Below are 20,157 nucleotides of genomic sequence, written 5' to 3' on the forward strand. Positions count from 1 at the left end.
GGACGTCGTAGGCTCCCTCTCCCACACCTTCGTCATCGGGAAGGACGCGCCACGATGTCATCGGCCATCTCATGCGCCTGCTAATCCTCGGCGGCAGCCAGTTTCTCGGGCGCGCGATCGCCACCCATGCCTGCGCGGCCGGGCACGACGTGACTTGCGCGGCCCGCGGCCTCGCGGGACCGATCGCACCGGGCGCCCGCTTCGTGATGATCGACCGCAACACCGTTGACGGGCTTGCGCCGCTTGCGGGCGGGACGTTCGATGCGGTGGTCGATGTCTCGCGTCATCCCGGTCAGGTCCGCCGCGCGGTGGCGGCGCTGAAGCGGCCGGGCGTGCACTGGACCTTCGTCTCGACCGTCAGCGTCTATGCGGACAATCGCACGCCCGGGCAGCGCGCCGACACGGCTTCGCTCCGCGAGCCAGTGACGGCGGATATCGAGCACAGCACCGACGCCATCTATGGCGCCGCCAAGGTCGCCTGCGAACAGGTGGTCGGCGACGACGCCTTCATCTGCCGGGCCGGCCTGATCGTCGGGCCGGAGGATCCGACGGGGCGGTTCTCGTACTGGCCGGCGCGACTGGCGCGCGGCGGCGAGGTGCTGGCGCCGGGATCGCCCGATGACGCCGTCCAGTTCATCGATGTGCGCGATCTCGCGCAGTGGATCGTGCATGCGTCAGAGGTTGGCCTCACCGGCATCTATGACGGCATTGGACCCGTTCGCACGCGCGGCGAAGTTCTGACCGAGTGCGCGTCCGCGCTGAACCCGTCCTGCAAATTCACCTGGGTCGATCGCACCTTTCTTGAGGCGCACGACGTCCGGCGCTGGGCCGGCCCGCGGTCGCTGCCGATGTGGCTGCCCCTGCCCGACTTCGCCGGCTTCATGACGCGCGACACCTCGCCGGCGCGCGCGGCCGGGCTCACCTCGCGGCCGCCAGCAGTGACGGCCCGCGATACGCGCAGCTGGCTCCGCAGCAGCAAGGGACCTGTCGTCGGACTTACAGAGGATGAGGAGAAGGCCGTGCTCGCCGCTTGGCATGCGGGCAAGGCGAGCTAGTTCTCCACCTTGTAGCCGTCGGTCAGCGTCGCCATCGCCAAACGGGCGCGCGTTCCCATGCCCGCCGGGGGCTCTTCATGTTCTTTATTCCCCGGGCCCAGGCAAAAATGATCGCGGTGAAGTTGTTGCATCCAGCGCCCGGTTGCATTTAGCTTGGCCGGACAAGAACAAATCCTCGGGGGAAACATGACAACCGCTCCTCGCATACGCGTGCGCCATGCCGCGTCAGCTCTGGTCGCAACGTCCCTGGCCGGCCTTGCCAGTTTCGCCGCCCACGCCGAAATCGTCGTCAGCGCCAATGACGGCAAGATGGTGCTGGAGAACGGCAGTGCCGTCGTGCGCAAGCAGCCGCTGCCGGATACGGTCAGCGTCATCGACTTCACCGACGGCGCATTGAAGCTGCTCGGCGAGGTGCCCGCGCCTGCCAGCGTCGTCGGCCCGCCGCCGAGCGTGGCAATCGCACCGGACGGCGCCTTTGCGCTGGTGACGGGCGCCATGAAGGTCGATCCGGCGGATCCGACCAAGGCGATCCCCGACGACAAGCTTTCGGTCATCGATCTGAAATCCTCACCGCCAAAGCTGCTCGCGACCCACCAGGCCGGCGCGGGCGCGGCCGGCGTCTCGATCAACCGCGCGGGCACGCTGGCGCTGGTTGCGAACCGGAGCGAGGGCACGGTCTCGGTCTTTTCGATCAGCGGGAGCACGCTGACGCCGTCCGGCAAGATCCAGCTTGGCGATGCCAAGTCAGGCCCGAGCCACGCCGTGTTCTCGCGTGACGGCGCGACCGCGCTGGTCACCCGTGACGGCGACGGCAAGATCTCGCTTCTCACCGTGGACGGCACCAAGGTCGAGTACGCCAAGCGCGACCTCTCCGCAGGCATCCGTCCCTATGACATCGATCTCACCGGCAGCGCCGCCGCTGTGGTCGGCAATGTCGGCGCCGGCAGCGGCGACAACGACACGATCAGCCTGATCGACATGACCGCAAAGCCGATCCGTGTCGTCTCGACGGTGACCGTCGGGCAGACGCCTGAGGCCGTGAAGATGTCGCCGGACGGAAACCATGTCGCGGTGACTGTCATGAACGGCTCGAACAAGCCGTCGGCCTCGCCGTTCTTCAACGATTTCGGCCTGCTCAAGGTCTACCGGATCTCGGGGACCGACCTTACGCCGGTGGCGGAAGCCAAGATCGGCCACTGGTGCCAGGGCATGGTGTGGTCGAAGGACTCCAAACATGTCGTGGCGCAGTGCATGGTCGAGAACGAGTTGATCGCCTTCGCGTTCGACGGCAAGGCGCTGACCAGGACGTCCACGCTCAAGCTGCAGGTGAGCCCCGCGGGGATCAGAACCGCGGAGCCGTAGGACCGGTGCGCGGCGCAGCCCTCCTGCGCCGCCCGCCTACTCGGTGCGGATCGGCGAGTCCTTCAGGCCGTTGTTGTCATAGGCCTTGCGCAGGGTGCCGTTCGTCACGGCTTCGTTCATGAATTTGGTGACGAAGGCCAGGGCCTGGCTGTGGCCGAGCGGGACGGCGACGGCTGTCACCGTCTTCTTGAAGGTCTCGTCGAGCACCTTTGTCCCCGGAATCTTCTGTGCCATCTTGTTGAGCTGGTCGCGCGACAGCGCGAAGGCGTCGATCTCGCCGCTCTTGAGGAGGCCGAAGATCTCGTCATAGGTCTGATAGCCGGTGACCTTTGCCTGTTTCAGATGCGCGATCGCGCCGCGCATGGTGGTCGTGGCGTTGACGGCCGCGACCTTGATACCGGGTTGGTCCAGCGTGGCGAAATTGGTGATGCTCGAACCCGGCTTGACGATGTAGGTGGCGTCGGCGACCTCGTAAATCGGGCCGAACAGCATTTTGGTCTCGCGCTCGGGATCCTTGGGCAGCCACGTGACGTCCCAGGTGCCTTTCGACGCCGCGTCGGTGATCTGCCCGGAATTCTGGTGCACGACATATTCGACCGATACACCGAGCTGCGCGGCCATCTCCTTGCCGAGGTCGACCGGCACGCCGGCGTAGCCGGCTTCCGTCCTGGTCGACCAGAACGCGCCGCCCGCCGGGCTGATCGCGATCGCAACCCGCAGCTTGCCGGTCGGCGCGATCTCGTCCTTCAGGCCATCGGCTAGCGCGGGCATGGCGAGGGCCGCTGCGAGAACGAGGCCGGCAAGGGCCGAGTGGAGGATCGTGGGCATGTCATGTTCTCCTCACCTTTTCTTCTTTCAACTGCTCCGTCTCCGGCACACGGCCTGACACAATTCTGGTCGATCGTGTGCGCGGTGAAAAGCGGTTTGTCATGACAAATCTGTCAAAAGCCACGGCGCGGTGTGCAGCGCAAGGCCGGCGACTGCCATGGCTATGGTGTTCCACGGCCGGGCGTTTGTTGATAGCCTGCCGCACCGACAGACAATAATCGGGGGCCACCGAATGACCTGCGCAGATCCCGCATCTCTCGCCCATCGCAATGGAGCGTGGAGACATGTCGGACGGGCGCTCGCCGCCGCAAGCGCCGTGATCGCCCTCGCCGGCTGCGAGGACAAGAACGCCTACGTGGCCCCGCCCGCGCCCAAGGTGGATGTGGCCACACCGGTGCAGCGGCCGGTGACGCGCTATGTCGAGGCCACCGGCAACACCGCGCCGATCAAGAGCGTCGATCTCGTCGCGCGCGTGCAGGGCTTTCTGCAATCGATCGACTATCAGGACGGCAGCTTCGTCAAGCAGGGCACCCAGCTGTTCACGATCGAGCCGGAGACGTACAAGCTCAAGGTCGAGCAGGCGAAGGCCGCGGAGGTCGGCGCGCAAGCAACGGTCAAGCAGGCCGAAGCCGATTACAAGCGGCAGGTCGATCTCGTGCAGCGCCAGGCGGTCTCGCAGTCCACCCTCGACACCTCGACATCGACCCGCGACAACGCTCAGTCCAACCTCCAGCAGGCCCAGGTCAATACGAGGCTCGCCGAGGTCAATTACGGCTACACCAAGGTGAGCGCGCCGTTCGACGGTATTGTCAGCGCGCACCTGGTCTCTGTCGGCGAGCTCGTCGGCGTCTCCTCCCCGACCCAGCTCGCGACCATCGTCGCCATGGACCCGATCTGGGTGAACTTCACAGTCAACGAGCAGGACGTCCTTCGCATTCGCGCCGAAGCGGCCCGCCGCGGGCTGACCGTCGCCGACCTCAAACAGTTGCCGGTCCAGGTGGGCCTCCAGACCGAGACTGGATATCCGCATGAAGGCCACCTCGACTACGTCTCGCCGACCCTCAATACATCGACCGGCACCCTCGCGGTGCGCGGCGTCATACCCAACGACAAGCGGGCGCTGCTGCCCGGCTATTTCGTCCGCGTCCGCGTGCCCTTCGACCAGGAGAAGAGCGCCCTGCTCGTCCCCGACACCGCGCTCGGCAGCGACCAGGGCGGCCGCTATCTCCTCGTCGTCAATAAGGACAATGTCGTCGAGCAGCGCAAGGTGCAGATCGGGCCGACTGACAACGGCCTGCGCGTGATCGAAAGCGGCCTCAAGCCGGAGGACCGCGTCGTGATCGCGGGGCTGCTGCGCGTGATCCCGGGCCAGAAGATCGACCCGCAGGTGACGAAGATCGACCAGTCCCAGGCGTCCACCAAGTAGGAGCCGCCGGCCATGATCTCAAAGTTCTTCATCGAGCGGCCGGTCCTCTCGAACGTCATCGCGCTCCTGATGATCCTGATCGGCGGCGTCGCGCTGTTCAACCTCGCGATCGCGCAATACCCCGACGTGGTGCCGCCGACGGTGCAGGTCACCACGCGTTATCCCGGCGCCAGCGCCAAGACCGTGATCGACACGGTTGCCTTGCCGATCGAGCAGCAGGTCAACGGCGTCGAGGACATGCTCTACATGCAGTCCTACAGCGGCTCCGACGGCACCTATACGCTGACCGTGACCTTCAAGATCGGCACCGACCTGAACTTCGCACAGGTGCTGGTGCAGAACCGCGTCTCCAGCGCGCTCGCGCAGCTGCCGCAGTCGGTGCAGAACCAGGGCGTCACCGTCCAGAAGAAATCAACCTCGATCCTGCTGTTCGTGACGCTGACCTCGCCCGAGTCGAAGTACGACAGCCTTTACCTGAGCAATTACGCCACCATCAACATCCGCGACGAGCTCTCCCGCCTGCCCGGCGTCGGTAACGTCACGGTGTTCGGTGCCGGCCAGTATTCGATGCGGGTGTGGCTCGATCCCAACAAGCTGCAGGTCCGTGGCCTCGTGCCGCAGGACGTCATCAACGCTATCCAGCAGCAGAGCCAGCAGGTCTCCGCCGGCCAGGTCGGCGCGCCGCCGACGCCGCCGGGCCAGGCGTTCCAGTACACGCTCAACGTCAACGGACGGCTCGACGACACCACCCAGTTCGAGAACATCATCGTCAAGACAGGGACCAGCGGCGACGTCACGCGGGTGCGTGACGTCGGCTGGGTCGAGCTCGGTGCGCAGACCTACAGCCAGATCTTCTCGCTCAACAAGCAGCCCGCCACCGGCATCGGCGTGTTCCAGTCGCCCGGCGCCAACGCGCTCCAGGTCGAGCAGGCGGTCGAGAAGAAGATGGCCGAGCTCGCCAAGCGCTTCCCGGAAGGCATCAAATACGACACGCCGTTCGACACCACCAAATTCGTCGAGGCCTCGGTCCACGAGGTCTACATGACGCTGATCGAGGCCGGCCTTCTGGTGCTGGTCGTGATCCTTGTTTTCCTGCAGGACTGGCGCGCGATGCTGGTGCCGGCGACGACGGTGCCGGTCACCATCATCGGCGCCTTCGCCGCGATGGCGGCGCTCGGCTTCACCATCAACATGTCGACGCTGTTTGCGATCGTGCTCGCGATCGGCATCGTCGTCGACGACGCCATCGTGGTGGTGGAAGGCGCCGCCCACAATATCGAGCAGGGCATGAACGGCCACGATGCCGCGATCAGGGCGATGGACCAGCTGTTCGCGCCGATCGTCGGCATCACCCTGGTGCTGATCTCGGTGTTCCTGCCGGCCTCGTTCCTCGCAGGCCTGACCGGTCGCATCTATTCGCAATTCGCGCTGGTGATCGCGGCGACCGCGCTGCTGTCCGCCATCAACGCGGCGACCCTGAAGCCGACGCAATGCGCGCTGTGGCTGCGGCCGGCGGTGCCGCCGGAGCAGCGCAACTTCTTCTATCGCGGCTTCAACAACGTCTATAACCGGGTCGAGCGCGGCTATACGCGGCTGATCACGTTCCTGGTCAGGCACGCCACGGTGTCGGTCGCGGTCGCGCTGGTGCTGATCGGGATCGGCGGCTACGGTCTGTCGCGGGTGCCGACCGGCTTCCTGCCGATCGAGGACCAGGGCTATCTGATCGCCGCCATCCAGCTGCCCGACGGCGCCTCGCTGGAGCGGACCCAGAACGTGCTCGACCGTGCCAGCGATATCATCAAGGATGCGCCGGGCGTGGCGCAGGTCATCACCATCGCCGGCATCTCCGCGCTCGACAGCAGCGCGAGCCTTGCCAATGCCGGCGTCGCCTACATCATCCTGAAGGACTGGGATGCACGCAAAGGCCCCGGCGAGGATCTGCGCTCGCTGGTCTTTGGCCTCAACGACAAGCTCGCCGTGATCATGGAGGCGCGCACCATCGTGCTGCCGCCGCCGCCGATCCAGGGCATCGGCAACGCCGCCGGCTTCTCGATGCAGGTCGAGCTGCGCGACGGCAACAGCGATTTTGCCAAGCTGCAGGCGATCACCGGCGCGATGGTCTCCAACGGCCAGAGCCAGAGCGCGCTGCAGCGCGTGCAGTCCTCGTTCCGCTCCTCGGTGCCGCAGTTCAACGTCGAGATCGACCGCATCAAGACCCAGACGCTGCACGTCACCACCGACCAGGTGTTCTCGGCGCTGTCGACCTATCTCGGCTCGTCCTATGTCAACCAGTTCAACAAGTTCGGCCGCGTGTTCCAGGTCTACACCCAGGCCGATCCCGCCTTCCGCGTCACCGAGCGCGACATCGCCAACATGCAGGTGCGCAACTCGAACGGCGACATGATCCCGATCGGCACCGTCGCCACGATCACGCCGGCAACGGGTCCGTCGCTGATCAGCCTCTACAATCTCTATCCCTCCTCGACCATCATCGGCCTGCCGGCGCAGGGCTACTCCTCCGGCCAGTCGCTGAAGCTGATGGAGGAGATCGCGGACAAGACGCTGCCGCCCGGCACCGGCTATGAATGGACCGCGATGTCGTACCAGGAGAAGGCGGTCTCGAACCAGATCTACTGGGTGTTCGGGCTCGCCATGCTGCTGGTCTATCTCGTGCTCGCCGGCCAATACGAGAGCTGGTACGCGCCGATCTCGGTGATCCTCGCCGTGCCGCTGTCGCTGATCGGGCCGATGCTGATCCTGAGCGGCCTCAAGATCGACAACAACCTCTACTGCCAGATCGGCCTGATCCTCCTGATCGCGCTGTCGGCGAAGAACGCCATCCTGATCGTCGAGGTCGGGCTCGAGCTGCACGTCCGCGACGGCAAGCCGATCCTGGAATCGGCGATCGAGGCGGCCCGCGCCCGCTTCCGCCCGATCCTGATGACGTCGTTCGCCTTCATCCTCGGCGTGGTGCCGCTGGTGCTCGCGACCGGCGCCGGCGCCAGCGCCCGCAAGTCGATCGGCATCACCGTGTTCTCGGGCATGCTGGCCTCGACCTGTCTCGCTGTGCTGTTCGTGCCGGCCTTCTTCGTGGTGGTGCAGCGCTTCGAGAACTGGCGTGCCTCGAAGAAGGCGCCGAAGGCGGTGGCGGAGGTGAAGCCCTAGGCCTTGGCGGCGGACGCCGGTCGCGCCTCGCCGTTCGAGACCAGCAGCACCGAGACCTTCGACTGCCTGAGCACGGCGTCGGCGACGCCGCCGAAGGAGAGATGATCGGCCTGGATGCGATCGACGCCGATGACCACGAGATCGACGTCGGTGGTGTCGATCTCGCGCAGGATCGCAGCTTCCGGCGACCGGTTCACGCGCAGCGTCGTGATGATATCGACATCATAGCGGGCGGCGAGATCGCTGGCGTCCTTCAGGATGCCGGTTTCCTGGCTGAGGCCACGGGACACGCCACGTTGCGCGCCCTTGTCCCGCGTCGTCGCCACATAGATCACACGCAGCGAGCCCGATCCGGCCTGCGCCAGCGCGACCGCGACCTCGGCGCCGCGCTTGGAGACGGCGCTGCCGGAGACGGGAACGAGGATCTTGAGCCCGTCGGGCACCGGCTGCTTCAGGTGGCGGCCCTTGGCCACCACGATCGCGAGCGGTCCTTCGAATTCGGCGGCGATGTCCTCGATCTTCCTGTCGAAACGATCCTTGGTCGCGATGACCTTGTCGATGCCGACGACGAGGAGATCGAATCCCTTCTTCGCCTCGTCGCCGACCGCTTCGCCGAGATCCGACCTGCGAACCCGCGTCGTCACGTCGACGTTCCCGGCCTCGGGATCGGAAGCCACCGTTTCGGCCGCCCGCTTTACCACGGCTTCATGGCTCTCCCCCTCGTCGCGGCCGCTCTCCTGCTCCGTGGCGCGCTTGCCGACATGCAGCACGGTGATCGGCAGGCCCCGCATGCCGGCGATCAGGCCTGCGACGTGGGCGGCGAAGGTGGCATTGAAGCTCTCGTCGACCGCCAGCAGAGGACGTTCGAGGTTGGCGACGAAGCCGCGCTTCTCGAATTCCTCCCGCTCGAGGCGCTCCTCCTCCGCCTTGTTCATCGGCAGCCTGGCCAGCGCCGCGCGCAGCATCGGCGGCATCGCCATCGTGGTCACGATCGCCATGGTGACGATCATCGTGAACAGGTTCTGGCTGAGCACGCCGATGGACAGGCCGATGGTTGCGATGATGACCTCGGTCGAACCGCGCGCGTTCATGCCGCTCGCGAGCGCGAGCGACTCCCGAGTGTTCAGCCCGCCCACGGTGCCCCCGACGAACGCGCCGCCGAACTTGCCGACGCTGGCGATGACGACCAAGAGGCCGGTGAGCAGCAAGAGATTGGGATCGCGCAGCACCGACAGATCGGCGGCAAGGCCGGCGAGACCGAAGAACACCGGCATGAAGAAGCTCGAGATCAGGCCGCGCAGGCGCTCGTCGATCTGCCGCGTCAGGATCGGGGATTCGCCGACCAGGATGCCGGCGACGAAAGCACCCAACACGGTGTGCACGCCGATCAGGTGCGTGATCAGCGCCATCGTCCCCATCAGCAGCAGAATGACCGTGATGACGGGGGCGGAGCTGACCAGATTGTCGTTGGCCCAGCGGATGAGCTGGAACACCAGGCGCCGGCCGATGGTGAAGCTGACGGCGAGAAAGACAGCCGTGCCCAGCACGGCTTTCGCCACCGAGCCGAGATCCAGCGTGTTGTGCGAGGCCAGGCTGAAAATGACGGCGATGATGATCCAGCCGATGGTGTCGTCGATCACGGCGGTCGCGACGATGATCTGCCCGACATCGCGGCGCATGAAATTCATCTCGCGGACGACCACGGCGACGATCTTCACGGAGGAGATCGACAGCGCGGTGCCCATGAACAGCGAGGCGACCAAACGCTGCTGCGGATTTGGCAGCAGCGCGTCAGGCAGGAACTCGCCGAGCACGAAGCCGCAGGCGAAGGGCACGAGAATGCCCGCGATCGAGATCGCGATCGCCGCCTTGCCGACCTTCCGGACCAGCTTGAGGTCGGTCTCCATGCCGGTCAGCAGCAACAACAGCAGGATGCCGAACTGGGCGATGCCGTCGATCATCGCCTTCTGCTCGGGTGTCTTGGGGAAGATGGCGTGCTGCGCCTCCGGCCAGAGCCAGCCGAGCAGCGACGGCCCAAGCAGGATGCCGGCGAGCAGTTCGCCGATCACCGAGGGCTGGCCGATGCGCTGCATGATCTCGCCGAGGCCGCGGCCGACGGCGATCAACAGCACGATCTGCGCCACCAGCAGGAACTCGGACGGGCCGGCCGACTTGCCGGCTTCGGCACTGGCCGCAAGTGTGGTGAGGACAAGCGCCGCGGGGACGAGGCCGACCGGTCGGAGCAGGCTCCACTGCATGCAGGTGTCGTTTCCCCTTCATCTGTCCCACCGGGGATAGAACCCGCGGGAGGTGGAGCAGGTTCCCGATCTGCTACGGCGCGGTTTCACCGGCGAAAACAAAAAGTGCGAAAACAACCCCATGCACAGTAGAAACGGCGTTGAAAAAGCTCGATAAAATTTCGGTGTTACCGAAACAGCTTGCTCCGTCGGGCAAAACACTGGCAGAATGGCATCGTGGGTGGCATGGACAGGGTGCCTCCTCATCCCCGTCGTTGCGCGCGCAACTCTCTCGTCATTCCGGGGCGTCGTGTAGCGACGAGCTACGATGCGCAATTGCGCATCTGAGAATCCATTTGTCCGCAATCTCTGCCGCCCGATGGATTCCGGGTTCGCGCTTCCGCGCGCCCCGGAATGACGGAGCCCCTCACGCCGTCTGCGGCGTCCGGATCTCGCGCGGCAGGATCAGCGCAGCGACGATCGCGAGCAGGCAGAGCGCGGCGAAGGCGTGCAGCATGGTGACGAAGCCGCCTTGCTCGTAGAGCCAGGCGACGAGGCCGACGGAGGCGCCGGCCGCGGTGAAGCCGACGAAATAGCGCACGGCATAGGCGCGCGAGCGCCACTCTTCCGTGGTGTATTTGCCGACCATGGCGTCGTTCACCGTGACCTGCCCGAACGCGCCCATCACGATGCCGATCGAAACCAGGATCAGCGGCAGATTGCTCAGGCTGGCGGCGAGATACAGGAACGGCGCCAGCATGAAGGACAGCGGCAGCGCCACCGTCTTCAGCGAATAGCGGTCGAGCAGCCGGCCGATCGTGTACTGCGTCATCGCGCCGAACACATAGACGCAGGCTGCGATCACACCTAGCAGCGCCGGGCTCTTGGTCAGGTCGGCGAGCCGCTCGGCGAACAGCTTTGGCAGCGCGACGGTGACGGCGTTGAAGGTCGTGGAGATCGCGATCACGACGATCAGCAGCGCCAGGATCACGCGCCACATGTCCTGTTTGGCCACCCGCGCCTGCGCCGCCGCCTGCTTGGAGCCCTTGCGGTCCTCGTGCACGACCATCATCGCGAAGGCGATGCCGATCAGGACCGTGACCACGCCGGGAACGATGAACGCAAAGCGCCAGCCGAGATACTGGCCGATCACGCCGGTCACCAGGGCCGAGGAGGCAACGCCGAGATTGCCCCAGACGCCATTGATGCCCATCTCGCGGCCGAGCCTGTCGGCATAGGACACGATCATGGCGGTGCCGACAGGATGGTAGATCGAGGCGAAGATGCCGATCGCGAGCAGTGCGGCGCCCAGTTGCACGGGCGTCTGCACGAAGCCGACCGAGATCATGGAGGCGCCAATGCCGACGAAGAAGATCAGCATCATGTGGCGGCGGCTCCAGCGGTCCCCGAGCCAGCCGGTGAGCAACGAGCCGGCACCGAACGCGATGAAGCCGGGCGTCGCGTAAGGCAGCAGCTCCGAATAGGCCATGCCCAGCGCCGGCCCCATGATGATCACGGCGGCGGCAAAGATCAGCATCGCATAATGATCGATGAAATGGCCTGCATTGACGAAACTGATGACCCGGCTGGGGCTGTTCATTACGAATCCTCTCCTGCTCCGAAATGAGTTATATGTCGGACCCATGACGGGATGCTGCCAATGACTGTCTTGGAAACGCCAATCTTGGAAACGCCAATCCTGCGGGAGGTCCGGAGCAACCACCGCTCGCCCGCGGGCGTGCACCTGGTCGCGCGCGACTATCCCAAGGGCATGCGGATCGATCTGCACATGCACCGCGAGGCGCAGCTGATCTATGCGGCACGCGGCACCATGCAGGTGACGACGCCCGAGGGACGCTGGCTGGTGCCGCCGGACCGCGCGGTCTGGGTGCCGGCCGGGCTGGAGCATGCCCTCGACCTGCTCGCCGACATCGAGATGCGCACGCTGTATTTCGACCTGTCATGGCTCAAGCGCGAAAAGCGCTATGAGGGATTGACCAGGGAATTCGTGGTGCGGGTGTCGCCACTGCTGAACCAGGCGATCCTGGCGCTGTTCGACGCGCGCAATACGGAAGAGCGCACCGAGCTGCTGGTGCGGCTGGTGATGCTGGAACTGCACCAGGCCGAGGATTCCGCGACCTTCGTGCCGCTGCCGCGCGAGCCGCGCTGCCGCCGCGCGGCGATGATCGTGCTCGACGATCCCACCGGCCTGCACGACATCGACACCCTGGCGCGCGAGGTCGGAACCTCCGCGCGCACGCTGTCGCGGCTGTTCTCGAGCGAGACGCAGCTGAGCTTCAAGAGCTGGTGCCAACGCGCACGGATTGCGGCAGCGATCCAACGGCTGTCGACGGATGCGAGCGTGTCGGTGAAGCAGCTCGCGACCCAGCTCGGTTACGCCAGCGTGCCGGCGTTCTCAGCGGCGTTCCGCCAGGTGACGGGGCGGACGCCGACGGAGTTTGCGGGGAAGGGGTGAGCGCAGCCGCCCAACCCCGTCATTGCGAGCGCAGCGAAGCAATCCAGAATCATTCCACGGCGGCAGTCTGGATTGCTTCGCTGCGCTCGCAATGACGGCGTGGGAGGCGGCCGCCAAGCCACAGGAGCCGTAGGGTGGGCAAAGCGACTTGTCCGCCGTAGCTCGAAGAGCGAAGGCGGAAGCGTGCCCACGACTTTTTCGCTATCGTCGAGAGACGGTGGGCACGGCGCAAGTGCGCCTTTGCCCACCCTACGGCAGCGGTGCAAGCCGGGACATGCCGCCATTCTCCAAACGCACGGCCCAACTAAAGTTGCCAAATTCGCCTGCTTGATTGTGATCGGCTTCCGCCTAAATCCCGTGTAAGCTTCCGCATCGCACAATTCCGGACTCGAAAGCCCAGATGGCCAACGCCTTCTTCTCCGACCTGCTCGCCACGATCTCCGAGCGCGGCCGCACGCTGCTTCGGCGCGGCGATGGCTCTGACACAAAACAGGATGCCGACGGGCTGATCGAGCTCTGCGGCGCACTGCTGTCGGGCCGGGGCGAAGCCTCCGGCACCGCGATGGCACGCGAGGTGCTCGATCTCTACAGGGACCTGGATGCGGCGGGACGCCGCGCCTTCTTCGAGGCGCTGGTGCGCGATTTCGGCCCGGACCGGGAACGCCTGTCCGCGGCGATCGAGAAGTGGCGCGCCAAGCCGACGGACGAAGACGCAAGCTCGCTGCATTTCGCCTCGGAGCCGCGGCGGCAGGAGCTGATCCGCCGCCTCAACCGGGCGCCCGGCGGCACCGGCGATCTCGTCGCCATGCGCGCCGATTTGCTCAGCATGATGAACGGGCACACCGATCTCGCCGCGCTCGATCGCGACGTCTCGCATCTTCTCTCTTCGTGGTTCAACAGGGGGTTTCTCGTGCTGCGCCGGATTGACTGGTCGACCCCGGCCAACATCCTCGAAAAGATCATCCGTTACGAAGCCGTCCACGAGATCTCCGACTGGGACGATCTGCGCCGCCGCATCGATCCGGTCGACCGCCGCTGCTACGCCTTCTTCCATCCCGCGATGGTGGACGAGCCGCTGATCTTCGTCGAGGTGGCGCTGACCGAGACCATCCCCGGCGCGATCGCGCCGCTGCTTGCCGTCGATCGCCAGTACCTTCCGATCGAGAAGGCGCGCACCGCCGTGTTCTATTCGATCTCCAACACCCAGCGCGGTCTTGGCGGCATCTCCTTCGGCAGCTTCCTGATCAAGCAGGTGGTGGAGGAGTTGCGCCGCGAGCTGCCCAAGCTCGACAGCTTCGTGACGCTGTCGCCGGTCCCCGGCTTCATGCAATGGGTGAAGCAGGACAAGGATTTGCCGCTGTCGGACGAGGACCGCGAGGTGCTCAAGCGCCTCGACGATCCCAAATGGTTCGAGAGCCCCGAGACGACGACGCTGCTCCGCGGCGTGCTGGAGCCGCTCGCCGCCTATTATTTCCTGAAGGCGCGCACGCCCAAGGGCCGGCTGATCGACTCCGTCGCCCGCTTCCATCTCGGCAACGGCGCAAGGCTGGAGCGCATCAACTGGCTGGGTGACCTTTCGCCGAAGGGCGTGCGCGAGTCCGCCGGCGTGATGGTCAACTACCTCTACCGCCTCGACGACATCGAGAAGAACCACGAAGCCTACGCCAATGACGGCGAGGTCGTGGCGTCGAGCGCGGTGAAGAAGCTGCTGAAGGGCGAGGGAAGACGGCTGCTGGATATGCGGCTGTCGTAGCCTCCTCGTCCCCCTGGCGAAAGCCAGGACCCATTACCCCAGGGAGAAGTTGCGGTGCGAGATCGGTAATCACGAGTCTTCGCAAAACTGCGCCTTGTGGTAATGGGTCCTGGATCAGCGCTCCGCTTCGCTGCGCTTGTCCAGGACGACGTCGGGAGATTTATAGGCTACTGGACATGCGGCTCTCATAAGCGCTATCCGTTTCATCAGCTCCTGCACCAAAGACGGGACACCATGAAACGACGCGACTTTCTCGGGCTGACCGCAGCGACGGCAGCCAGCCTCTCGCTTTCGCCAGCACGCGGTGTCAAAGGCCCGAGTACGGGGCCCGAGATGACGGCGCTGTGCGATTACATGAGTGCCGCCAAAACCCGCGCGCTGCCGCCTGAAATCGTCGAGCACGCAAAACACCACATCCTCGACACGCTGGCCTCGATGATATCGGGGTCGGAACTGCCGCCCGGCCAGGCCGCGCAGCGCTACATCCGCGCCAATGCGGCGCAGGGCGCATCGACCGTCGCCGGCACCGCGCTTAACGCATCGCCGGTCGAGGCCGCGCTCGCCAACGGCGTGATGGCGCACGCGGACGAGACTGACGATTCACACAGTCCGTCGCGCTCGCATCCGGGCAGCTCGGTGGTGCCGGCGGCGCTTGCGCTCGGCGAAAATCTCGGCATCGACGGCGGGCATTTCCTGCGCGCGGTGACGCTCGGCTACGACGTCGGCACGCGCGTGGTGATGGCAATGGGCGGCGCCGATTTCAGCTATGAGAGCGTGCTGAGCACGCACAGCATTGCCGGCACGTTCTGCGCTTCGGCCGCGGCGGCCTGTGTCGCCGGCTTCGACGCGCGGCGCATGCGCTGGGTGCTCGACTATGCCGCGCAGCAATCCTCCGGCTTCATCGTGTGGCGGCGCGACGTCGACCATATCGAGAAGGGTTTTGTATTCGCCGGCATGCCGGCCCGCAACGGCGTGACCGCGGCGCTCTTGGTGCGCTCGGACTGGAACGGCGTCGACGACGTGTTCTCGGGGCCGGATAATTATTTCCTGGCCTATGCGCCGAAGGCTGCGACCGCAAAGCTCGTCGAAAAACTCGGCGAGCGCTACGAGATCGCGGGCACCGACATCAAGAAATGGACCGTGGGCTCGCCGATCCAGGGACCGCTCGATGCGATCTATGCGATCCGCAGCAAGCAGGCGTTCGAGGCCGGAGAGGTCAAGGGCGTGACGGTGCGCCTTGCGCCGTCGGTCGCCGAGGTCGTGGACAACCGCGACATCCCCGACATCTGCCTGCAGCACATGATCGCGGTGATGCTGCTCGACAAGACCGCCTCCTTCCACGCCGCGCACGACAAGCCGCGCATGCAGGATGCGACGGTGCTGAAGGAGCGCGCCAAGGTGAATTTGGTGCGCGACGAGGAGCTGGCAAAGCAGCTGCCGGTGCGCGTCGCAATCGTCGAGATCGAGCTCGCCGACGGCACCCGCCTCTCCGAGCGCGTCACCGCCGTGCGCGGCACCCCGCGCAACCCGATGACGCGCGAGGAGGTGATCGACAAGGCCCGCGACCTGATCGCGCCGGTGGTGGGCGCGGAGAAGAGCGAGCAGCTGATCAAGTCGGTGTACGGGATCGAGGCGGTGGCTGACATTCGCAGCCTGCGGCCGCTGCTGCAACGGGGGTGAGGGGCAAACTCAGTGTCATCGCCCGGCCTGACCGGGCGATCCAGTATTCCAGAAGCCGGCGTTGAAGAGCGCGCTCCCGCCACATCCGCCGCGGCGTACTGGATGCCCCGGTCAAGCCGGGGCATGACAGCGGAGGAATTGGCGAGGTCGTGGCCGCAAACGTCGCCGAATAGCCAGTGAACGTGGCCACAAACTCGGCCGTCGTCCCGGCGAAGGCCGGGACCCATAGCCACGGGATTGGGTTTGGCGAAGATCGTGGTTGCCGGCTCGCGCCATAACTCCTCCCTGGGGTTATGGGTCCCGGCCCCCCGTGCGCAATTGCGCACTAGGCCGGGACGACACCGAGTGTGTGGCGCTGCCGTCGCGGCTCTTGCCCCAGCGCCCGCCTACTCCGCCAGCGCCTTCATCTCCTTGTAGAGATCGGACTTGCCTTCGAAGCCGATGCCGGGAAGATCCGGCATGGTGATGTGGCCGTTCTCGACGCGCACACCATCCGGGAAGCCGCCATAGGGCTGGAACAGGTCGGGGTAGCTTTCGTTGCCGCCTAAGCCTAAGCCGGCTGCGATGTTGAGCGACATCTGGTGGCCGCCGTGCGGGATGCAGCGACTGGGCGACCAGCCGTAGGTCTTCAGCACTTCGAGCGTGCGCTGGTATTCGCAGAGGCCATAGGACAGCGCGCAATCGAATTGCAGCCAGTCGCGGTCGGGGCGCATGCCGCCGTAGCGGATCAAATTGCGGGCGTCCTGGTGGCTGAACAGATTCTCGCCGGTCGCCATCGGGCCGGGATAGAATTCGGCGAGCGCGGCCTGCAGCGCGTAGTCGAGGGGATCGCCGACTTCCTCGTACCAGAACAAGGGATAATCGCGCAGCATTTTTGCGTAGGCGATTCCGGTTTCCAGGTTGAAGCGGCCGTTGGCGTCGACGGCGAGCTGCGCGTCCTTGCCGATCTCCTTCAGCACCGCCTCGATGCGGGTGCGATCCTCGTCGATATCAGCGCCGCCGATCTTCATCTTGACGACGTTGTAGCCGCGGTCGAGATAGCCGCGCATCTCGCCGCGCAGCATCGAAAGATCCTTGCCGGGATAGTAATAACCGCCGGCGGCGTAGACGAAGACGCGCGGATTGGCCTTGACGCCGTGGCGTTCGGCCAGCAGGCGGAACAGCGGCTTGCCCGCGATCTTCGCCACCGCGTCCCACACCGCCATGTCGATGGTGCCGACCGCGACCGAGCGCTCGCCATGGCCGCCGGGCTTCTCGTTGGTCATCATCGCACCCCAGACCTTGTCGGGGTCGAGATTGTCGCCGGCGCTATCCAGCAGCGACTTCGGATCGGCCTCCAGAATGCGCGAGGCAAAGCGCTCGCGGATCAACCCGCCCTGCCCGTAGCGGCCGTTGGAGTTGAAGCCGTAGCCGACCACGCGCTTGCCGTCGCGTACGACGTCGGTGACGACGGCAACCAGGCTCGTCGTCATCTTGGTGAAGTCGATATAGGCGTTGCGGATCGGGGACGAGATCGGTTTTGTGATTTCGCGGACGTCGACGATGCGGACGGACATGGGGGTTGGCTTTCTATTGGCGTCATTCCGGGATGGTCCGAAGGACCAGACCTCAGGTGCGCAATTGCGCACCGGGGAATCTCGAGATTCCGGGTTCTCGCTTCGCGAGCCCCGGAATGACAGTGGGTTATTTCTTATCCCGAAAATACGGCTCGACCGGACCATGCACCTTGATGGTCAGCGGATTGCCGTAGCGGTCCTTGGCGTTGCCGGCGGTGACGCGGACCCAGCCTTCGCTGATGCAGTACTCCTCGACATTGGTCTTCTCGATGCCCTTGAAGCGGATGCCGACGTCGCGCGCCAGGATGTCCGCGTTGTAGTACGGGCTGTTCGGATCGACCGACAGGCGGTCCGGAAATTCGTCGCTCATGATTGTCTCGCTCACAACAGTGTTTCGATTTGCTGCCGCAATCCTTCCGGCTTTGCGGTCGGCGCGTAGCGCGCGATCACCTTGCCGGCACGGTCCACCAGGAATTTGGTGAAATTCCATTTGATGGAGGCCCCTAACAGGCCGGATTGCTGACGTTTCAGGTACTCATACAAGGGATGCGCATTGGCGCCGTTGACGTCGATCTTCTCGAACAGGGGAAAGGTGACGTCGTAATGGGTCGAGCAGAATTCCTGGATCTCGCTCGCCTGCCCCGGCTCCTGCGCGCCGAACTGGTTGCAGGGAAAGCCGAGCACCGAGAAGCCGCGCGGCGACAGATCGCGATAGAGATCCTCGAGGCCGCGATATTGCGGCGTGAAACCGCATTTGCTCGCAGTGTTGACGATCAGCAGCACCTGTCCCTCGAACCGGCGCATCGGCACTTCGTCGCCGGCAAGCGAGTTGGCCTTGAAGTCGTAGATCGCAGGCATCGCTAACCCACGGGGTCGATCGGCGACGGCGGCACGCCGCCGGCCTCGATCGCTTCGCCCGCGAGCAGGCACAGGTCCTCGCGGTAACGGCCGGAGACGATGTGCACGCCGACCGGCGCCTTGCCGACGAGACCGGTGGAGACCGCGAGGCCGGGCAGGCCCATGAAGGGAATCGCGATCTGCGGCAGCTGCGCTTCCCAGACGCGCTTGAAGGATTCGTCATCCTTGCGGTCGAGATGATCGGGGAACGGCAATTCGCCGGAGACCGGCGTCAGCAGCACGGCGTATTTTTCGAAGAACAGCATCCAGTCGCGCGTCAGCGTGGCTCTTCGGGTCAGCGCCTTGGCGTAGTTGGCCTGGTCCATCGGCGTCACCCTTGCGCGGTTGCCGCGCAGGCACGCCAGCGCGCCGGGATCGCCTTCGCGCTCGGCCATTTCCAGCTGGGCCTCGTAGCCGTCGCCGAGCCACAGCTTGATCTGCCACTCGACCGCCTCGCGCATCGGCGGGGTATCCTCGATGACGTCAACCGTCCAACCGGCGCGCTCGAGACGCTTGCCGGCATCGCTCACCGCGGCCTTCACCTCCGGCGTCGTGGCAAGGCCGTTCGGATTGAGGCAGAGCGCGGCACGCTTGGGCCTCGCCGGGCCTTCCAGCGGCGCCGGGACATACCAGGGATCGCGGATGTCGCGGGCCGACATCGCTTCGAGCGAGATGCGCAGATCATTCACGGTGCGGGCCAGCGGTCCGGACACCGCCATGATCTGCGGGCCGATCGGGCGCTCCGGCAGCACTGGGTTGAAGGCGGGGATGCGGCCGAGCGTCGGGCGCAGGCCGTGCACGCCGCAGGCATAGGCGGGGTAGCGGATCGAGCCGGCGATGTCGGTGCCGTGGGCGATGTGGCCAATGCCGGCCGCGACCGCCGAGCCGGCGCCGCCGGAGGAGCCGCCCGGCGTCAGCGAGGCATCGCGGGGGTTCTTGGTGTCGCCATGGACCAAGTTGGTGGTGAACCAACGGTAGGAGAAGGCCGGGCAATTGGTGCGGCCAAGCAGAACGGCGCCGGCTTTGCGGAAATTGGCGACCACCGGATTGTCCTCGCGCGCGATCAGGTCGCGCTGCAGCTTGAGGCCGTTGGTGGTGGCAAAGCCCTCCTGGTCGACATTGGCCTTGATGGTGACGGGCACGCCGGCGAGCACGCCGGGGTCCTCGCCCCTGGCAATTGCGGCATCGACGGCGTCGGCCTGCTTGAGCACGTCCTCCGGACGGTGATCGATCACGGCATTGAGTGCGGGATTGACCGCATCCAGGCGGGCGAGGCCGGCCTTGGCCGCCTCCCGGGCGGACACCTTTTTGGACCTGACGAGGGTGGCGAGGTCGGCGGCCGACAGGCGCCAGAGATCTTGCATGGCTTGCTCCGTATGACCGGCGTCTTTTAGCGCCGGGAACGCAGCAAAGCCATGCGGATTTCGCAGGGGCGAAGGGCGGGAGCTAGTGCCGTGTCGCCGACTGGTCCGGCATGTCCAGCAGCGCCTCGGTGAAGGGGAATTCCAGCACGATCTCCCCGTCGGAATCGGTGACCTCGATGACCGCCTCCAGCAGCGCCGGCTGGGTTCCTTCCGACTTCAGGACCTCCAGGATCATCTGGCGGGCGACCTCCCAGGCGCGATCGGGATTGCGCAGGTCCTCGCCGTCAGGATCCACGATCAATTCATCGCCGATACGGGTGTTGAAGAAATATCTGGGCATGCCTGATCCAATGGGGTC

Annotated in this window: 16 protein-coding genes; 7 read left to right on the forward strand and 9 right to left on the reverse strand. The window is 65.6% G+C overall.

From position 1 onward, the window contains the following. Positions 1-71: 71 nt before the first annotated feature. Complete coding sequence (locus XH79_RS41230) at positions 72-1,055, forward strand: NAD-dependent epimerase/dehydratase family protein (protein ID WP_271585429.1); 984 nt, start codon at positions 72-74, stop codon at positions 1,053-1,055. Here the strand turns inward: XH79_RS41230 and XH79_RS41235 are convergent. After that, positions 1,052-1,243 carry a hypothetical protein gene (locus XH79_RS41235; RefSeq protein ID WP_271585430.1) on the reverse strand — a complete coding sequence of 64 codons (192 nt, stop codon included), beginning with the start codon at positions 1,241-1,243 and terminating at the stop codon, positions 1,052-1,054. The genes XH79_RS41230 and XH79_RS41235 overlap by 4 nt on opposite strands. Between XH79_RS41235 and XH79_RS41240 the strand changes: the two genes are divergently transcribed. Next, the gene (locus tag XH79_RS41240) at positions 1,242-2,417 is read left to right on the forward strand and encodes a YncE family protein (RefSeq protein ID WP_271585431.1); all 1,176 of its coding nucleotides are present in this window, start codon (positions 1,242-1,244) and stop codon (positions 2,415-2,417) included. The two genes, XH79_RS41235 and XH79_RS41240, sit on opposite strands and share 2 nt — an antisense overlap. A gap of 36 nt (positions 2,418-2,453) precedes the next feature. On the opposite strand, the gene XH79_RS41245 is transcribed toward XH79_RS41240, so the two are convergent. Beyond that, positions 2,454-3,245: an ABC transporter substrate-binding protein gene (locus XH79_RS41245; RefSeq protein WP_271585432.1), complete on the reverse strand. Its 792-nt coding sequence runs from the start codon at positions 3,243-3,245 to the stop codon at positions 2,454-2,456. Between the two features lie 232 nt (positions 3,246-3,477). Between XH79_RS41245 and XH79_RS41250 the strand changes: the two genes are divergently transcribed. Then, positions 3,478-4,671: an efflux RND transporter periplasmic adaptor subunit gene (locus XH79_RS41250; RefSeq protein ID WP_271585433.1), complete on the forward strand. Its 1,194-nt coding sequence runs from the start codon at positions 3,478-3,480 to the stop codon at positions 4,669-4,671. A gap of 12 nt (positions 4,672-4,683) precedes the next feature. After that, positions 4,684-7,836, forward strand: a complete 3,153-nt coding sequence (locus XH79_RS41255) for an efflux RND transporter permease subunit (RefSeq protein ID WP_271585434.1) — start codon at positions 4,684-4,686, stop codon at positions 7,834-7,836. Here the strand turns inward: XH79_RS41255 and XH79_RS41260 are convergent. Then, on the reverse strand, positions 7,833-10,094 hold the full coding sequence (locus XH79_RS41260) for a cation:proton antiporter domain-containing protein (protein ID WP_271585435.1): 2,262 nt from the start codon (positions 10,092-10,094) through the stop codon (positions 7,833-7,835). The genes XH79_RS41255 and XH79_RS41260 overlap by 4 nt on opposite strands. A 406-nt stretch (positions 10,095-10,500) precedes the next feature. Beyond that, complete coding sequence (locus tag XH79_RS41265) at positions 10,501-11,673, reverse strand: MFS transporter (protein ID WP_212339787.1); 1,173 nt, start codon at positions 11,671-11,673, stop codon at positions 10,501-10,503. 51 nt (positions 11,674-11,724) lie between these two features. Here XH79_RS41265 and XH79_RS41270 point away from each other — a divergent pair, with 51 nt between their 5' ends. The 3 genes from XH79_RS41270 (at position 11,725) to XH79_RS41280 (ending at position 15,982) form a co-directional block, all read left to right on the forward strand. Further along, positions 11,725-12,549 (forward strand): AraC family transcriptional regulator, encoded by an 825-nt coding sequence (locus XH79_RS41270; RefSeq protein WP_212339788.1) that lies wholly within the window; start codon positions 11,725-11,727, stop codon positions 12,547-12,549. A gap of 400 nt (positions 12,550-12,949) precedes the next feature. Next, positions 12,950-14,302: a malonyl-CoA decarboxylase gene (locus XH79_RS41275; RefSeq protein WP_271585436.1), complete on the forward strand. Its 1,353-nt coding sequence runs from the start codon at positions 12,950-12,952 to the stop codon at positions 14,300-14,302. A gap of 234 nt (positions 14,303-14,536) precedes the next feature. Further along, positions 14,537-15,982 (forward strand): MmgE/PrpD family protein, encoded by a 1,446-nt coding sequence (locus XH79_RS41280; protein WP_271585437.1) that lies wholly within the window; start codon positions 14,537-14,539, stop codon positions 15,980-15,982. A 386-nt stretch (positions 15,983-16,368) separates the two neighbouring features. Here XH79_RS41280 and tarD read toward each other — a convergent pair whose 3' ends face one another. The 5 genes from tarD to XH79_RS41305 all read right to left on the reverse strand — a co-directional run bounded on the left by tarD (position 16,369) and on the right by XH79_RS41305 (position 20,139). Next, positions 16,369-17,538 (reverse strand): D(-)-tartrate dehydratase, encoded by a 1,170-nt coding sequence (tarD, locus tag XH79_RS41285; protein ID WP_271585438.1) that lies wholly within the window; start codon positions 17,536-17,538, stop codon positions 16,369-16,371. Positions 17,539-17,665: 127 nt separating this feature from the next. After that, the gene (locus tag XH79_RS41290) at positions 17,666-17,908 is read right to left on the reverse strand and encodes a DUF3297 family protein (protein WP_035730878.1); all 243 of its coding nucleotides are present in this window, start codon (positions 17,906-17,908) and stop codon (positions 17,666-17,668) included. A gap of 11 nt (positions 17,909-17,919) precedes the next feature. Further along, positions 17,920-18,396: a glutathione peroxidase gene (locus XH79_RS41295; protein WP_271585439.1), complete on the reverse strand. Its 477-nt coding sequence runs from the start codon at positions 18,394-18,396 to the stop codon at positions 17,920-17,922. A 2-nt stretch (positions 18,397-18,398) separates the two neighbouring features. Then, the gene (locus tag XH79_RS41300; RefSeq protein WP_212339793.1) at positions 18,399-19,799 is read right to left on the reverse strand and encodes an amidase family protein; all 1,401 of its coding nucleotides are present in this window, start codon (positions 19,797-19,799) and stop codon (positions 18,399-18,401) included. An 82-nt stretch (positions 19,800-19,881) separates the two neighbouring features. Next, the gene (locus tag XH79_RS41305) at positions 19,882-20,139 is read right to left on the reverse strand and encodes a DUF6894 family protein (RefSeq protein WP_130365152.1); all 258 of its coding nucleotides are present in this window, start codon (positions 20,137-20,139) and stop codon (positions 19,882-19,884) included. Positions 20,140-20,157 lie beyond the last annotated feature (18 nt).

The sequence above is a fragment of the Bradyrhizobium sp. CCBAU 45389 genome (genome assembly GCF_028128625.1).
Lineage (GTDB): Bacteria > Pseudomonadota > Alphaproteobacteria > Rhizobiales > Xanthobacteraceae > Bradyrhizobium > Bradyrhizobium liaoningense_B.

Excerpts from the sequence above, each read along its gene's own strand:
- XH79_RS41295 (WP_271585439.1), bottom strand. The coding sequence starts at position 18,396 with ATGCCTGCGATCTACGACTTCAAGGCCAACTCGCTTGCCGGCGACGAA.
- XH79_RS41275 (WP_271585436.1), top strand. The coding sequence starts at position 12,950 with ATGGCCAACGCCTTCTTCTCCGACCTGCTCGCCACGATCTCCGAGCGC.
- XH79_RS41250 (WP_271585433.1), top strand. The coding sequence starts at position 3,478 with ATGACCTGCGCAGATCCCGCATCTCTCGCCCATCGCAATGGAGCGTGG.
- XH79_RS41270 (WP_212339788.1), top strand. The coding sequence starts at position 11,725 with ATGCTGCCAATGACTGTCTTGGAAACGCCAATCTTGGAAACGCCAATC.
- XH79_RS41290 (WP_035730878.1), bottom strand. The coding sequence starts at position 17,908 with ATGAGCGACGAATTTCCGGACCGCCTGTCGGTCGATCCGAACAGCCCG.
- XH79_RS41300 (WP_212339793.1), bottom strand. The coding sequence starts at position 19,799 with ATGCAAGATCTCTGGCGCCTGTCGGCCGCCGACCTCGCCACCCTCGTC.
- XH79_RS41280 (WP_271585437.1), top strand. The coding sequence starts at position 14,537 with ATGAAACGACGCGACTTTCTCGGGCTGACCGCAGCGACGGCAGCCAGC.
- tarD (WP_271585438.1), bottom strand. The coding sequence starts at position 17,538 with ATGTCCGTCCGCATCGTCGACGTCCGCGAAATCACAAAACCGATCTCG.
- XH79_RS41260 (WP_271585435.1), bottom strand. The coding sequence starts at position 10,094 with ATGCAGTGGAGCCTGCTCCGACCGGTCGGCCTCGTCCCCGCGGCGCTT.
- XH79_RS41305 (WP_130365152.1), bottom strand. The coding sequence starts at position 20,139 with ATGCCCAGATATTTCTTCAACACCCGTATCGGCGATGAATTGATCGTG.
- XH79_RS41240 (WP_271585431.1), top strand. The coding sequence starts at position 1,242 with ATGACAACCGCTCCTCGCATACGCGTGCGCCATGCCGCGTCAGCTCTG.
- XH79_RS41255 (WP_271585434.1), top strand. The coding sequence starts at position 4,684 with ATGATCTCAAAGTTCTTCATCGAGCGGCCGGTCCTCTCGAACGTCATC.
- XH79_RS41235 (WP_271585430.1), bottom strand. The coding sequence starts at position 1,243 with ATGTTTCCCCCGAGGATTTGTTCTTGTCCGGCCAAGCTAAATGCAACC.
- XH79_RS41245 (WP_271585432.1), bottom strand. The coding sequence starts at position 3,245 with ATGCCCACGATCCTCCACTCGGCCCTTGCCGGCCTCGTTCTCGCAGCG.
- XH79_RS41265 (WP_212339787.1), bottom strand. The coding sequence starts at position 11,673 with ATGAACAGCCCCAGCCGGGTCATCAGTTTCGTCAATGCAGGCCATTTC.
- XH79_RS41230 (WP_271585429.1), top strand. The coding sequence starts at position 72 with ATGCGCCTGCTAATCCTCGGCGGCAGCCAGTTTCTCGGGCGCGCGATC.